We start from the raw sequence: 14408 nt of genomic DNA, 5'->3' as shown, positions 1-14408 counted from the left end.
CAAGAAACAATTTACAGATGATAACAACAATTAAAACAAAAACTACTAAGGGAATTATATCAGTGGTGTCAGCAATGACACTACTGTTAAGCCTTGGTTCCTGTCAGGATTTTTTGGATGTTCAACCGGAAGATAAGTTAGCAGAGGAGCAGATGTATCGTAATGTTAATGATGCCGATGCGGCCGTAATAGGGATTTATGGGAAATTTATGGGATTGGCTAAAAAATACGTTATTTTGAATGAAATGCGTGCCGATTTGATGACGACTACTGCTAATTCCAGCCCTTATTTGAAACAATTATCAGAACATAATGAAACTGCTGATAATCCTTATGTTAGTCCTAAGGATTTTTATGAATTGATTCTTAATTGTAATGATGCTTTAAAGAATTTCGATATTATGCTAGCTGAAAAAAGATTTAAGCAGGAAGAGTATAATCAACGTTATTCAGATATTGGATGTATTCGTTCCTGGGTGTATTTACAGTTAGGAATTCAATATGGTAGTGTTCCTTATATTACCGAGCCGATTGAAAATATTGATGATGTAAAGAATATTTCTAAATATCCAAGAATTTCATTTACCCAATTGATTGAAAATTTGGTTGATTTTACTGAAGCCTTGCCTTTTAAAAAACCTTATCCTGAAGGTACGAATTTAAGAACTTCTGTTGATGGCTACAGTACCGAATATTTCTTTGTCAATAAAGAATGTTTATTAGGAGATTTGAATTTATGGAAAGGTGACTATCTTATGGCTGCCTCTTATTATAAAAAAGTGATGGAAACATCTACTGGAGCCGCATCTTCTGCATATTTATATGATAAATACCGTTTAAGTTGGTCTGCTGCGAATATAATGGTTAGTTATATAAGTGGACGAGAATTAGATACTAATGGCTTGTTAAATTCTGATACTGAGGGATGGAGGTCTATTTTTTCCAGACCAAATGACGCGCAATGGAGTTACGAATGGATTTGGTCTCTTCCTTTTGATAGTGAATTTGCTCCTACTAATCCTTTTATTTCTTTTTTCTCGAAAACTTCCGGGGATTATCAGGCAAAACCATCACAAAGTGCTATGGATAGATGGGATTCAGAAACTCAGACTAATGGATTTCCATATGATGCACGTGGTCCTAAATATACTTATAAAATGGTTGGTGGCGAACCGGTTATCATGAAGTATTTGTATAAATATGAATCGGCTGCTGATCCTTTTAAAACAGAAGGAGATTGGTTTTTATACCGTGCAGCCAAATTGCATTTGCGTTATGCTGAAGCGGCTAATAGAGATAATGAGCATAGAATTGCTGATGGGATATATAATAGAGGTGGAATTAGGGGAGCTTTTACGCGTCCAGGTCTGAATACTGGTTCAGATGATGTTACGAATGAGATGCAAACTCATAAGCCATTTCCTTATGATTTTAAATGTCGTGAAGGTCAGTTTCCTTATTACAGAGATGATTGGTATCGTGCTTCATTAGGTGTTAGAGGTAGAGCAAATTTACTAAGAAAAGAAGTTGTAGGTGATAGTTTGATTTCTATAGAAAACAATCTTATTGATGAGGCAGCTTTAGAATTGGCTTATGAAGGAAACCGATGGGAAGACTTAGTACGTATTGCCAGACGTAGAAATGACCCTTCTTTCTTGGCTGATAAAATTTATGATAAATTAAGTAAAGAAGGTAATGCAAATGCAGCTGATGTTCGTACTAAATTAATGAATCCAAATAACTGGTATTTACCTTTTAACTGGTAAAATTTAAATAATAATAATATAGTAGTAAAAGACCGTTCCTGTATTGGAGCGGTTTTTTTATTTTGACTATTAAACCTTTATTTTAATCTCAGACTAACCAAAAAAAAGGCCGCTTCAGAATTATTCTAAAGCAGCCTTTTTTTAAAAATATTAGGAAGAACTTTAAGCGTTCTTGATATTAATGATTTCCTGATCGGTAAGGAGTCTCCAGTTACCGCGTGGTAAATTCTTTTTGGTCAATCCAGCAAAGGCAACGCGATCTACTCTTAAAACATCATAATCTAAATGTTCAAAAATGTTACGAACAACTTTGATATTGGAAGTTTTTAGTTTAAGTCCAATTTCGCTTTTGGCTTCTCCTTCAATGTAGCTTACTTCTTCTACAAAAACACGATGACCATCAATAAACAAACCTTTGGTGATTTTTTCCAAATCTTCAAATTTTAGATTTTTATCTAAAGAAACCTGATATATTTTGGATGATTTTTGATTAGGAAGCGAAAATTTACGAATCAAATCGGTGTCATTTGTGAACAATAAAAGACCGGTTGTATTTTTGTCCATTCTTCCCACAGCTGCAATTTTAGAAGTGGTAGAACCTTTTACTAATTCTAATACATTGCGGTATTCCTGACCTTCGTCAAGAGCAGTGGTGAAGTTTTTAGGTTTGTTCAATAAAATATAAACTTTCTTTTCAGGGGTTAAGGTTACGCCGTCAAAGTTTACTACATCGCCTGGTTTTACTAAATAACCCATTTCGGTTACCGGAACTCCATTGACTTTTACATTTCCTGACTGGATGTAAATATCGGCATCACGTCGGGAACAAACTCCTGAATTTGAGATGTATTTGTTTAAACGAATTTCGTCTTTTGCTTTTGGTCTTTTAGCAGTTGGATTTGGTTTTTTCTCAACTTTATTTGAAGAAACTTCAGTAGCTTTTGTATGTGTTTTTGCTTTTTTAGGGCTTTGTGCTCTTTTTGGCAACGCAGCTTTCGGCTTGTTAGAGCTTGGTCTGGAACTATTTGGTCTGGAACCACCTCTTTTATTATTGCCTTCCTTATTATTCATAATCGTAGATAATTTTTGCAAAGATACTATTTATATGATTGCTAAGTGATAAAAGGAAATTATAAAACTGAAAGTGTGTTTAGAAAAAGTGGTTTTTGTTAATTATGACTTTTTTTAAAACGACAATAGTAATTTTTTACCATGCCATAAAACGTTCGGGTCAATCAATACGATACAAAAAACTCCCGATACGATTAGAAATTTCAGTACGTTATGAAGTATCAAGAACTGGATTTTAGTCGAGGATTTCCATAAATACATCAGGAAAAAAATCAGGATAATCAGGCTGGAATAAAAATAGATGTCCATGTAGCCTACATCGTAAATTTCGATTAAAATGTAAATAGGGAATAATGTTAAAAAGGTTAATAAAGTAATTATTTTTTTAGAAGTCTGCTCGCCGTAAAGTACCGGAATGGTTTGGTAATTGTCGGCAATATCACCTTTGATGTTTTCTAAATCTTTAATCATCTCCCTAATGAGTAACAATAAAAATAAAAATGTGGCGTGGGCAAAAATAACCATGAACTGGCTTTTGTAACTTTCAATTTCGTACAAAGGCAGTTTCGTGTAATAATACAGCAAAATGGCAAAAAAAGGCAATACTGCCATTAATGCGGCTATGAGATTTCCAATTAAAGGGTATCTTTTGATTTTATGGGAATAAAACCAAATCAAAAAAATATACACAGAAAAAAATAATAAAGCCCGCCAGGAAATAAACCAGGCAATGATAGCTACAATAAAGTTTAGGCTAAAATAAACTTTAAGTTTGGTTGACTGACTTACCAATCGATCCAGCATCGATTTATTAGGACGATTGATTAAATCTTTTTTACTGTCGTAAAAGTTATTGATGATGTAGCCTGAAGCAATGGTTAACGAGGAAGTAAAAACAATTAAAAACAGGTTGAAATCCAGTAAAATATCCAAAGCCCTTATTTCGGGAGCCAGAATAAATATGGCCGATAAGTATTGCGCCAGAATGATAATTGGAATATTGTAGCCTCTAACTACAGAGAACAAACTGATAATTTTTAACGCTAAGAGTCTGTTTTTTCTACTAAACATTACTGTTTTTTAGTCAATTGATTTGTCGTGATTTACCGAAAGAGTAATTTTTAAATCAAATTTAAGGGTTTGTTTTTTAAAATACACTTCAATTGAATAAAATAACTAATAATTATGAGTTCCATTATTGGGATTACAAGATGAGAGAATCGTATTTTTTAGGCAAATTTATGGTGAATTTTGTGCCAATGTCAATTTTTGAAGAGATTTCGATAGTTCCGTTAAGTGCTTTGATAGCGTCTTTTACCAGATAAAGTCCCAAACCGGTGCCTTTGTTGTTATTATTGGTTACAAAAAACATATCAAATATTTTTTGTTGGTATTCCGGTTTTATTCCAATGCCGTTATCAGAAATTACAATTTTATTACTCTGATGGTCTTCATAAGTGTTGATGGTTATGTAGCGATTTTCTTTTCCGTTATCCGAATATTTGATAGCATTAGTCAGTAAATTGTTGATGATGGTTTTTAGTTTCAATTCATCGCTAAGAATGTTGTCAATATGCAGTGTTTTGTTAATTTTTATTTGCTGGGTTTCCTGTCTGTATTGATTTAGGCTGATGGCATCTTCTATTATTTGCACTAGACTTACATTGGTTATAGTCATTTTGGCTTTTTTATTTCTGGAATAATTAATGATGTCTTTTATAAATTGGTCTTGTTTATCCAGATTTTGATTCATAAGTGCCAAATATGCACGCAATTGAGTAATGTTGTTTTCGGTATTCATGATTTCGATTAATCCTTTTAAAGAAGAAATTGGCGATCTTAAATCATGTGAGGCACTGTACACAAATTTGTCCAGTTCGGTGTTGACGATAGTCAGGTTTTTGTTAGTTTCCTCGGTTTCTGTTTTGGAACGTTTCAGTCGGTTAACTATTACCAGATAATAAATACTGACACTTCCAATAATAATTAGTGAAAAAAAAATATTGATTATTAAAAGAAGGCTTTTGATAGCACGTGAGCCTGAACTCAGTTTTTCCGAAAAAGCTCTTTCGTGTTGATTAATTTTAATACTTAATCGGCTAATTTTTTTTAGAATGTCTTGTTGGTCAGTACTACTTAAATTGTTTGTGGTTGTTTTTTGATGCACTTCCTGTCCTAAAAGATTTAATTCTTCAATTAATAAATCTCCTTTTTTCCATTCTTTTATTGCTTTTTCAAAAAAAGAAACCGATTTGAAATTTTTAAAAAGCCAAATTAAGTCGTCAAAGTCTTTAGGATTGTTTCGTCCTGCTCTAAGGCCGGCTTCCACTGTTTCTATTGGTGCATTTTTGAGTAAACCCATTCGGGCAATTTGGTCTCCATAAGGAACATTAAGTTCTCTATTGAAAGATTTCCATTCGGTAACATCTTTGGTAAAAAGATAAGTGGTTAAGTGACGTGTTGCATTATTTTGTCCTTTGGAATAATGTGATTCTCCATTAATATAGGCTCTGGAAGCTGACAGAATTTTTATGGTAAAATAATTACTTATTATTAGTAAAGTGCAGGAAAGAGTAACGATTAGTAACGGAATGAAAACATTGCCTAGCTTAATTTTTTTGAGGAGCGTATTGTTAAGCATATCGTTTTTATTTTAGTTTAACAAATGAAAACTGTAACTTAAAGATACATCGTTTTTTTGATTGAAATGTAAGAATTTATCAATTTGTTTAGTGAAATAAAAACTATTGATTAGAAGTGGAAATGTTTTTCCTTAGTTAAATGAAAACACCAATAAAGCATCAGTTATCTAATGCTTTATTGGTGTCAGAATGAAGTTTTTTTAAAACTGATAAACAACTTCCAGTTTATAATCTTTTAGAGAAGCTTTGGCACGTTCTAAATCTTCGGTAAAACCAAGGATGTAACCGCCGCCTCCGGAACCGCAAAGTTTTAAATAGTAGTCATTAGTTTCAATTCCTTTTTGCCAAATTTCATGAAACTGTTCCGGAATCATTGGTTTGAAATGATTCAAAACCACACGGGACAATTTTTTGGTATTGCTGAACAATGATTTCATATCGCCTCCAAGGAAATTTTCCACACAGGCATCGGTATATTTAACAAACTGATTTTTTAACATAGCGCGGAATCCTTTGTCTTTCAGGTTTTCCATAAAAATGTTAATCATTGGGGCTGTTTCGCCAATAATTCCGGAATCTAAAAGGAAAACGGCAGCTTTGCCATCGAAACTTTGGGTAGGAATTCCTGTTGCTTCAATGTGATCTTTGGAGTTAATTAAAATTGGAATACTCAAATAGCTGTTTAAAGGATCCAATCCGGAGCTTTTTCCGTGGAAAAAACTCTCCATTTGAGAAAATATATTTTTTAACTCTAATAATTTTTCACGGGTTAAATTTTCTAAAACGGTGATTTTGTTCAACGCATATTTGTCGTAAATAGCAGCAACCAAAGCGCCGCTGCTTCCAACTCCGTAACCCTGCGGGATACTGGAATCAAAATACATTCCCGTATCAATGTCGTTTTTTAAAGATGGTAAATCAAAAGAAACCAAATTGGTTTTTTCGTTTTCCAATTTTTCTAAATAATCAGCAAAACGCTTTAAACTGGCGTTCGAAGCTAAAGCCTCTGCCGAAGGATTTTCATTTTTTTTCAAGGCTCCGTTATAAAAATTATACGGAATAGAAAGCCCTTTCGAATCACGGATAATTCCATATTCACCAAAGAGTAATATTTTTGAATAAAATAAAGGTCCTTTCATATTTATTTTAAATCTTTTAGTTTATTTGGGTTTTGTCTGGTATCAAAAACTGAAACTACATTTATTCTTTTAGTTGTGTAGCTGTAAAATAAAGTAGTTTGTTTTGTAATAACACATTTATGAATTTTTGTATTTATAGCTGATTTAGGAAATGTTTCCGGTTCATTTTTAATCAGGTAAATTGACTTTTCCAGTTTTGAAATGAATTTTTCTCTAACTTTTGAAGACCATTTTGATTCTAAAAAATCCAATAAATCAATTAATCTTTTTTCTGCATTTTTTGAAAAGATTATCTCTCTTCTCATTATTTGTACTTTTTAATTAAATCTTCAAAAAGTATAAATTCTCCGTGCTCTATTTGTCTTTCTCCTTCCTCTATTTCAAATTTTTGTTCCTCTGTTAAATCGTTCCAAAAATCTTTTTGTTTCTTGTTGAAAATAGATTTGATAGACCGAATAATAGACTCATCATTGGTTTCGGCCAATAATTTTATTAGTTCTAATTTTTCTAATTGAATATCCATAATCTAATTTTTCATTAAAGATACTAAATAAATGAATTGATTTTAGTAGCACCTTCTCCAATTTCGTCACAAATGTACTGCGCATTTTGACAATAGCCAACTAATTCTTTCTGAATAAATTGCAACACTTCGTCTTTTACATTTTCCGGATACAAAACATGTACGTTAGCTCCGGCATCCAGTGTAAAACAAACCGGAATTTGGGTTGCTTTTCGGAATTTCCAAATCGCATTGATGATTTCCAGTGTGTTGGGTTTCATCAGGATAAAATAAGGCATCGAAGTCATCATCATGGCATGTAAAATCAAGGCTTCGCTTTCTACAATTTCGATAAATGCTTCCAGATTTCCGTTTTCGAAAATGTTTATTAATTTATCTAAGTTTTTATGCGCTTGCGCAAATCGCTTTTCGGCAAAAGGATGGTTGTGCATTAAATCATGACCAACAGTGCTGGAAACCTGCTTTTCGCCTTTGTCAACCAATAAAATAGTATCCTGATATTTTTTGAAATTTTCGTGAATCGAATACGGGAATTCAAGGCCGAATTCATCCGAACTTCCTTCAATATTAGCGTGATTTCCCCAGGCAACGATTTGACCTTTTACACTTCGACAAGCGCTGCCGGAACCCAAACGCGCCAAAAAAGAAGCTTTTTGATAAAAATACTTTTCGCTCATTTCAGGGTTTAAAGCTTTTTCCAAACTCATTAAATTCATTGCCAAAGCTGCCATTCCCGAAGCCGAAGAAGCAATTCCGGAGCTGTGCGGGAAAGTATTTTGAGTGTCAATCGTAAAATGATACTCTTTTAAAAAAGGTAAATATTGTTCAATTCGTTCAAAGAATTTCTGAATTTTAGGTTTGAAATCTTCTTTGGGTTTTCCTTCAAATAACAAGTCAAAGGAGAAATTCTCAGAATTGTTTTTTTTAGTAAAAACTAATTTGGTAATGGTTTTACAATTTTTCAAAGTAAAACTCACCGATGGATTGGCCGGAATTTGGTTTGCTTTTTTTCCCCAATATTTTACCAGCGCAATGTTGCTGGGTGCGCTCCATTCAAAAGAACCGTTTTCGATAGTTTGCGAATATGCGGAAGGAATAAAATCGTTTGCTGTAAACATTTGTGCTAAAATTTGTCGCAAAGATACTTTTTTCTAACTGCAGATTCACAGATTTTTTACTCGTTTACTCCGAAATAATTAGTGTTTTTAAAATAATGTTGTGTAAGCTGAAAAGTGTTCGGTTTTCTTATTTTTGTCAAAAATAATTTTGATAATGAATAAAATTACAAAAATCCTCACGGTTGTGGTCACTTGTCTGGCTGTTGGTTATTTTTCCGGAATTGTAACCCGTTCGGCTATTGTAGATTGGTATCCCACTTTGATAAAACCAAGTTTTAATCCGCCCAATTGGGTTTTTGCTCCGGTTTGGACGCTGTTGTATATTATGATGGGAGTAGCTGCCGGATTGGTTTGGAACCGAATAGATTTTGAAAAAGAAATAGTTAAAAAAGCCCTGATTGTTTTTGCAATTCAGTTAGCTTTAAATGCCCTTTGGTCGTATTTGTTTTTTGGCTTGCATAATCCGATGTTAGCCGGATTAGAAATTATTCTTTTATGGTTGATAATTTATGAAACTTATTTACAATTTTCTAAAATCAATAAAATTTCGGGTTATCTGTTTATTCCTTATTTGACTTGGGTGAGTTTTGCGGCGGTTTTGAATGCCAGTATTTGGTGGTTGAACCGTTAAAAAATCAATAGCAATGACAATTTCAATAAGAATTTTAATGAGGGGTGATTTATTCTGAAATCTGTAATTTTTTGAATTCCTGATTCTTGTTGAATAAAAAATCCATTATGCTTAAAATGTTTTTTTCTTCTGCGATTGTTTTGGACTTAGGATCGGTTTCGCAAAAAATAAGGAATATTTCTATTTCCTCCGATTTTAATTTTAGGGTTTCTAAAAAATAAGTTTGACTGCAATTTTCTTTAGTGAAGTTTTTAAAATTTGAATTTTGAGATTTTGATTTAGTTGCTTTGTCTTTTTTAAATAATTTATTGAATTGTCTTCCAATGCGAATAAAATCGATGCCAAAAAGTTGAGGTGATTCTTTATAATCAATAATTCTTAAGTCCTGTTTTGGACGGGAAGAATTTAATTTTATTTGTTCAATTTCTTCTTTGGTAAGCCAAGTCATTTTGTGTTCAATTTTAGGAACTATCACTTCTTTTAATTCTTCGGCTTTTAACGTTAATTCAATAGTTAAATCTGTATCATCTGTTATGAATGGATTGATCACAATTTTTTTTAGCTCATAGTTTTTGGCTATAAAAGTAAGAGTATCATCCATTTTTGCTGCTATTGAAAAACGACCATTTGCATCAGAAACAGTTAGTGCTTTTGAGTTTGCATTGATAATATCTACTTTTGGAATTGTGTAATTGTTGGATACAACTTTTCCTCCTATTATTTGTGAGAAACTAATTTGCGAGCTGAAAAAAACTAAGGTGCTTAGTAGTTTTATTTTCATAGGTTTAGGTCTAATAACTTGAAAGTAAAATTATTAGATTCTTCTTAATGAAAACTTAGTAAATATGTAAAATCTTGTTAATTTTATTTTGAGTTTGGTTTCTGATATGGAATTATTCAATAGTATTTGCCTTTTTATATTCCAGGCTTTTTTGGTACAAATAATCCATTAATACAAGCGAATTGGAATTTTTGTCTTCTAAAATTTTTTTTGATTCCGGATCAAAATCGCAGAAAGTTAAGAAAGCGTCAATTTCTTCTTTTTTGAGTTGCAGGGTTTCGGTAAAGAATTTTTCGTCAAAATTATTGGCAGCGACATTTTTAAATTCAACATTGGCAACCGCATTCTTTTTTCGTTTCAGTTTGTCGCCAAAAAGTAATTTTCCAATTTTTACAAAATCCATTCCGTTAGTAATAGTTCCGTCATTTACACCGGGATTTTTTAATTGATTGGACTGTCTGTAAACCGCTACTTCGTCTCTTTTGAGTTGTTCCCACTTTTTGTCAAATTCCCAATCAACGCTTACTTTCCGAATCACAATTTCTTTTAATTCTTCCGGTTTTTGATCAATAGTAACAATCATATTGTTAGCTTCTAAATCTTCCAAACTCAATTTGATACCTTTCAAATGGTAATCCTTATCGTAAAATAAAATACTGTCATTTACACTTGCAGCCAGAATGAATTCTCCCTTTTCATTGGTTTTGGTAACCATTTCAGTGTTTTTATTAATCACATCTACATTTTCTAATACAAAATGATCCGACATTACTTTTCCCCGAAGTAATTTATGCGTTTGTGCAAACGTAAACTGACTTAAACAGGCAAACAGAAGTAAGAACAATTTTGATTTCATGAGAATTAGATTTGTAAGTACAAGTTACTGGATTTGTGCCAAAATAAAGCGGTCTTGACTGTAAATTTATGTTAATAATGCTAAATCTGATTAAATTGCATTAGCCACTATAAAACCACTCGTCCAGGCATTTTGAAAGTTGAAACCTCCGGTTATAGCGTCGATATTCATAATTTCTCCAGCAAAATAGAGGTTTTCGTGAATTTTACTTTCCATGGTTTTAAAGTTGATTTCTTTTAAATCGATTCCGCCCGCAGTAACAAATTCTTCTTTGAAAGTGCTTTTCCCATTAACCTGAAAACTTGCATTGGTAAGTTGTTTGGATAAATTTTGAATTTGGATTTTAGACAAATCAGCCCATTTGGTTTCTGATGAAATTCCAGAAGACAATACTAAACTTTCCCAAAGTCTATTGGTTAGTTCAAAAGGTGATTTTTTAGAAACCATTTTCTTTGCTTGATCTTGTTTTAAATCTTTCAAAAGTTGTTCGGCTTCTTCGGTGTCTACATCGTTCAACCAATTGATATAAATTGTAAACTGATAATTTTTATCATGTAAAATTCGAGCGCCCCAAGCCGAAAGTTTTAAAATAGCCGGGCCACTCATACCCCAATGCGTTATTAATAAAGGGCCTGTTGATGCTAATTTGCTATCTTTTACTTTTACCGAAACCTGTGCAGAAACGCCCGGTAATTCCTTGATGCGGCTATCTTTGATGTTAAAAGTAAATAGTGAAGGAACCGGAGCTATAATTGCATGACCTTGTTGTTGCAGCATATCCCAAATTTTTGGGTTACTGCCTGTGGCCAAAACCAATTTTTCGCAAATGAATTGTTGGTTTCGGGTATCAATTTTCCAAATAGAATCTTTTTTAAAAATAGATTGAACGCTTTGTCCGGTAAGTACCTGAATACCCGGTTTTTGAGTCGCTTTGAGGAAACAATCAATGATGGTTTGGGATGCATTGGAAACCGGAAACATTCTGCCGTCTTCTTCAATTTTGAGTTCAACCCCGTGTTTTTCAAACCATTCAATGGTGTCTCCGGAACAAAACTGATGAAAAGGACCGCGTAATTCTTTTTCGCCCCGAGGGTAAAATTTGACTAATTCATTCGGTTCAAAACAGGCATGGGTTACATTGCAGCGACCACCGCCCGAAATGCGCACTTTTTGCAAAACATCGGCAGCGCGTTCCAAAATCGCTATTTTTAATTTCGGATTTTTTTCGGCAATATTGATGGCTGTAAAAAAACCTGCTGCACCGCCGCCTACAATAATTATATCAAAGTTTTGTGTCATATTCTGTCTGGAAAATCAGAGATAATTCCGTTTACGTTAAAAGATTTCATTTGTTGTATATCTTCCGGTTCATTTACCGTCCAGGGATATACTTCAAAGCCGGCTTGCTGCATTTTTTGTGTAGTTTCGGCAGTCAGTAAGTGAAAATAAGGATGAATGGATTTGGCATGAATGCTTTGAGCAAAAGAAAAAGCCAAATCTAAATCGCTTTCTGTTAATACCCCAATACGGATATTCTGATTCAAAAAATGGACTTCTCGCAAAGCATTCCAATCAAAACTGGAAATGATAAATTGACTGTAATTCCATTTTTTTTCTTCAATATATTTTTCAATCAGTGTCACTACTTTTTTAGTGGCTTCAAAAGATTTTATTTCAATATTAACTTCACATCTTTGATTGATAAGGTTTAAGACCTGTGTCAAAGTTGGAATTTGATATTTTTTTTCAATTCGTAATCGTTTTATTTGGGGGAGAGTTAATTCTTTTATCAATCCTGTTTTGTTTGTAACTCTGTCAACTGTCTCATCGTGAATGACGATGATTTCTTTGTCGGAACTTAGATGGACATCCAGTTCGATTCGGTCAACATGTAAATCAATAGCTTTTTGAAAACTTCTCAAGGTGTTTTCGGGTTCGTAACCTTTAGCACCACGATGACCTATTTTGAACATAAATTGTGTTTTTTGCAAAGATAATAAATAGGGGAATTAAGGTTTATTCTAATTCTAAAATCAAAGCCGATTTTCCTTCAATGGAAATAGGAGCTGATAATTTGAAAGTGAGATGATTTAGAACTTCTTTTCCGACGGTGAAATTTTTTATATTTTCTTCAAATCGTTTTGTGTCAAATTCTTGATTTTCGGGATGATTATTAATGATAACCATGACGGTTTGGTTGCTGTTGTGCCTAAAGTAAACATAAATATTATTCTCCGGAATGTAATGGGTGGTTTTTCCAAAATGAACTGCTTGATTTGTTTTACGCCAGTGGAATAATTTGGAAGTAAAATTAAAATATGCATTTTGACATTCGGTTCGTGTTTCCGGATTAAAAGCATTGTTTTCGTCTCCTTTCGACCCTCCGGGGAAATCCCTGCGAATATCGGCATCGCCTAAGTTTTGATCGCCGGCCATGCCAATTTCGGAGCCGTAATAGAGTTGCGGAATGCCGCGTAAAGTAGCCAGCATGGTCATGGCTAATTTGTATTTTCGAATATCGTTATTGTAAATCTGATTCAGTCGTTTGCTGTCGTGGTTTTCGCCAAAAATTAATAAATTATTGACATTTGGAAATAAAAAATCTTTGGATAACAAATCATAAATTTTGGTAATTCCCTGATCCCAGCTATCATCATCTTCGTTAAAAACAATTTGCAAGGCGTCTGAAAGTGCAAAATCCATGACCGAAGGTAAATTGGAATTGTAATTTTGGATTTTTCCAATAGGACTGTCTTTTTGCCAATAGGAAAGCAGTCCCTGATTACGCATGGTAATTTCGCCCACCAGATTGAAATTTGGATATTCGTCGGTAATTGCTTTGGTCCATTGGGCTATATATTCGGGTTCGGAATAATTGTAAGTGTCCACTCTAAAACCGTCCAGATTCGCATATTCAATCCACCAGATGGCATTTTGACAAAGGTAAGTAAAGACTAACGGATTGCTAATATTGAGGTCGGGCATGGTGGGCACAAACCAGCCGTTAAGACAAACGAAACGGTCAATTTCAGCGGCGTTGATGTCGCTGATAGTGCTGCGTTTATGGTTGGTTTGGGTGTAGTTTTCAAAGCGGTGAATCCAGTCCGGAGTGGGTGAATCTTTAACCATCCAGTGTTCCAGTCCCCAGTGATTGGTAACATAATCCATGATTAATTTTAAACCCCGGCGATGTATTTCTTCGGCTAGACGAAGGTAATCTTCATTAGTTCCAAAGCGGGGGTCTATTTTATAAACATCTGATTGGGCATAACTGTGATAGGAGAATTCTTTTTCGTTGTCTTCGCAAAGTGGTGTACACCAAATAGCCGTTGCTCCTAGGGATTGAATGTAGTCTAAATGTTGAATGATTCCTTCGATATCTCCGCCATGTCGTCCTCCGGGGAGTTCCCGATTGTATTTTTCGTTTAAATGACTATCGTTTTGGTTGTTGTCGTTACCGTTAGCAAACCGATCCGGCATGAGGAGGTAAATTACATCTGAAGCATCAAAACTTTTGCGTGTTGCGGAGTTTTTCCTTCGCTCTTTTAATTCATATTTTTGAATGAATACAATTTTGTTTTTGAGCTTAAAAATGAATTCAAATATTTTGTTTTGTATTATTCTGGTGTTAATTGTTACAAAAATAAAATTGGGGTTGTCAGTTCGTTTTACGTTGGTTATAGCTGAACTGTTTTCAATCGTAATTTGACATTGCGAGATATTTTTACCATAAAAAAGAATTTGAAGTTCCGGATTGTGCATATCGGAAAACCAAAAAGGAGGTTCGATTCTCTGGATAAGGTTTTTGGAGGCTGTTTTCATAATCCGACCTGATTCTTGGTTGTTTCCCAAATAATGGTATTGTTGTAAACGAATTTACT

14 protein-coding genes are annotated in these 14408 nt (G+C 33.6%); 2 read left to right on the top strand and 12 right to left on the bottom strand.

Going from position 1 to position 14408, the window contains the following annotated elements:
* The first annotated feature begins 17 nt into the window (after positions 1–17).
* Positions 18–1766: a RagB/SusD family nutrient uptake outer membrane protein gene (locus tag B6A10_RS03440; protein ID WP_055094461.1), complete on the top strand. Its 1749-nt coding sequence runs from the start codon at positions 18–20 to the stop codon at positions 1764–1766.
* 162 nt (positions 1767–1928) lie between these two features.
* Here the strand turns inward: B6A10_RS03440 and B6A10_RS03435 are convergent, their stop codons facing one another.
* The 7 genes from B6A10_RS03435 to B6A10_RS03405 all read right to left on the bottom strand — a co-directional run bounded on the left by B6A10_RS03435 (position 1929) and on the right by B6A10_RS03405 (position 8259).
* Positions 1929–2837, bottom strand: a complete 909-nt coding sequence (locus B6A10_RS03435; protein WP_055094463.1) for a pseudouridine synthase — start codon at positions 2835–2837, stop codon at positions 1929–1931.
* 114 nt (positions 2838–2951) lie between these two features.
* Positions 2952–3908: a geranylgeranylglycerol-phosphate geranylgeranyltransferase gene (locus tag B6A10_RS03430; RefSeq protein ID WP_188219724.1), complete on the bottom strand. Its 957-nt coding sequence runs from the start codon at positions 3906–3908 to the stop codon at positions 2952–2954.
* A gap of 133 nt (positions 3909–4041) precedes the next feature.
* Positions 4042–5478, bottom strand: coding sequence for a sensor histidine kinase (locus B6A10_RS03425; protein ID WP_188219723.1), 1437 nt, complete (start codon positions 5476–5478; stop codon positions 4042–4044).
* A gap of 201 nt (positions 5479–5679) precedes the next feature.
* Positions 5680–6618 carry a mevalonate kinase family protein gene (locus B6A10_RS03420; protein ID WP_188219722.1) on the bottom strand — a complete coding sequence of 313 codons (939 nt, stop codon included), beginning with the start codon at positions 6616–6618 and terminating at the stop codon, positions 5680–5682.
* A gap of 2 nt (positions 6619–6620) precedes the next feature.
* Positions 6621–6923 carry a type II toxin-antitoxin system RelE/ParE family toxin gene (locus B6A10_RS03415; RefSeq protein WP_055094471.1) on the bottom strand — a complete coding sequence of 101 codons (303 nt, stop codon included), beginning with the start codon at positions 6921–6923 and terminating at the stop codon, positions 6621–6623.
* Positions 6923–7141 carry a hypothetical protein gene (locus B6A10_RS03410; RefSeq protein ID WP_055094473.1) on the bottom strand — a complete coding sequence of 73 codons (219 nt, stop codon included), beginning with the start codon at positions 7139–7141 and terminating at the stop codon, positions 6923–6925. The genes B6A10_RS03415 and B6A10_RS03410 overlap by 1 nt, the downstream gene beginning before the upstream one ends.
* Positions 7142–7164: 23 nt before the next feature.
* Positions 7165–8259 (bottom strand): diphosphomevalonate/mevalonate 3,5-bisphosphate decarboxylase family protein, encoded by a 1095-nt coding sequence (locus B6A10_RS03405; RefSeq protein ID WP_188219721.1) that lies wholly within the window; start codon positions 8257–8259, stop codon positions 7165–7167.
* Between the two features lie 154 nt (positions 8260–8413).
* Here B6A10_RS03405 and B6A10_RS03400 point away from each other — a divergent pair, with 154 nt between their 5' ends.
* On the top strand, positions 8414–8890 hold the full coding sequence (locus B6A10_RS03400) for a TspO/MBR family protein (protein WP_188219720.1): 477 nt from the start codon (positions 8414–8416) through the stop codon (positions 8888–8890).
* Positions 8891–8939: 49 nt separating this feature from the next.
* Here B6A10_RS03400 and B6A10_RS03395 read toward each other — a convergent pair whose 3' ends face one another.
* From B6A10_RS03395 to B6A10_RS03375, 5 genes are all read right to left on the bottom strand, one after another.
* Entirely contained in the window at positions 8940–9671 is a 732-nt protein-coding gene (locus tag B6A10_RS03395; RefSeq protein WP_188219719.1) for a peptidase associated/transthyretin-like domain-containing protein, read from the bottom strand.
* A 112-nt stretch (positions 9672–9783) separates the two neighbouring features.
* Positions 9784–10527: a hypothetical protein gene (locus B6A10_RS03390; RefSeq protein ID WP_188219718.1), complete on the bottom strand. Its 744-nt coding sequence runs from the start codon at positions 10525–10527 to the stop codon at positions 9784–9786.
* A 90-nt stretch (positions 10528–10617) separates the two neighbouring features.
* Complete coding sequence (locus tag B6A10_RS03385) at positions 10618–11826, bottom strand: BaiN/RdsA family NAD(P)/FAD-dependent oxidoreductase (protein ID WP_188219717.1); 1209 nt, start codon at positions 11824–11826, stop codon at positions 10618–10620.
* Entirely contained in the window at positions 11823–12500 is a 678-nt protein-coding gene (locus B6A10_RS03380) for a glycerophosphodiester phosphodiesterase (protein ID WP_188219716.1), read from the bottom strand. Before B6A10_RS03380 ends, B6A10_RS03385 begins: the two co-directional genes overlap by 4 nt.
* 43 nt (positions 12501–12543) lie before the next feature.
* Complete coding sequence (locus B6A10_RS03375) at positions 12544–14349, bottom strand: glycoside hydrolase family 13 protein (RefSeq protein ID WP_188219715.1); 1806 nt, start codon at positions 14347–14349, stop codon at positions 12544–12546.
* Between the last annotated feature and the right edge of the window lie 59 nt (positions 14350–14408).

This window comes from Flavobacterium pokkalii, from assembly GCF_014596575.1.
GTDB lineage: Bacteria > Bacteroidota > Bacteroidia > Flavobacteriales > Flavobacteriaceae > Flavobacterium > Flavobacterium pokkalii.
Note: the sequence above shows the minus strand (reverse complement) of the source record. Positions and strands in the feature narration are given on the sequence as shown.

Excerpts from the sequence above, each read along its gene's own strand:
- B6A10_RS03410 (WP_055094473.1), bottom strand. The coding sequence starts at position 7,141 with ATGGATATTCAATTAGAAAAATTAGAACTAATAAAATTATTGGCCGAA.
- B6A10_RS03375 (WP_188219715.1), bottom strand. The coding sequence starts at position 14,349 with ATGAAAACAGCCTCCAAAAACCTTATCCAGAGAATCGAACCTCCTTTT.
- B6A10_RS03425 (WP_188219723.1), bottom strand. The coding sequence starts at position 5,478 with ATGCTTAACAATACGCTCCTCAAAAAAATTAAGCTAGGCAATGTTTTC.
- B6A10_RS03415 (WP_055094471.1), bottom strand. The coding sequence starts at position 6,923 with ATGAGAAGAGAGATAATCTTTTCAAAAAATGCAGAAAAAAGATTAATT.
- B6A10_RS03395 (WP_188219719.1), bottom strand. The coding sequence starts at position 9,671 with ATGAAAATAAAACTACTAAGCACCTTAGTTTTTTTCAGCTCGCAAATT.
- B6A10_RS03385 (WP_188219717.1), bottom strand. The coding sequence starts at position 11,826 with ATGACACAAAACTTTGATATAATTATTGTAGGCGGCGGTGCAGCAGGT.
- B6A10_RS03435 (WP_055094463.1), bottom strand. The coding sequence starts at position 2,837 with ATGAATAATAAGGAAGGCAATAATAAAAGAGGTGGTTCCAGACCAAAT.
- B6A10_RS03380 (WP_188219716.1), bottom strand. The coding sequence starts at position 12,500 with ATGTTCAAAATAGGTCATCGTGGTGCTAAAGGTTACGAACCCGAAAAC.
- B6A10_RS03440 (WP_055094461.1), top strand. The coding sequence starts at position 18 with ATGATAACAACAATTAAAACAAAAACTACTAAGGGAATTATATCAGTG.
- B6A10_RS03390 (WP_188219718.1), bottom strand. The coding sequence starts at position 10,527 with ATGAAATCAAAATTGTTCTTACTTCTGTTTGCCTGTTTAAGTCAGTTT.
- B6A10_RS03420 (WP_188219722.1), bottom strand. The coding sequence starts at position 6,618 with ATGAAAGGACCTTTATTTTATTCAAAAATATTACTCTTTGGTGAATAT.
- B6A10_RS03400 (WP_188219720.1), top strand. The coding sequence starts at position 8,414 with ATGAATAAAATTACAAAAATCCTCACGGTTGTGGTCACTTGTCTGGCT.
- B6A10_RS03430 (WP_188219724.1), bottom strand. The coding sequence starts at position 3,908 with ATGTTTAGTAGAAAAAACAGACTCTTAGCGTTAAAAATTATCAGTTTG.
- B6A10_RS03405 (WP_188219721.1), bottom strand. The coding sequence starts at position 8,259 with ATGTTTACAGCAAACGATTTTATTCCTTCCGCATATTCGCAAACTATC.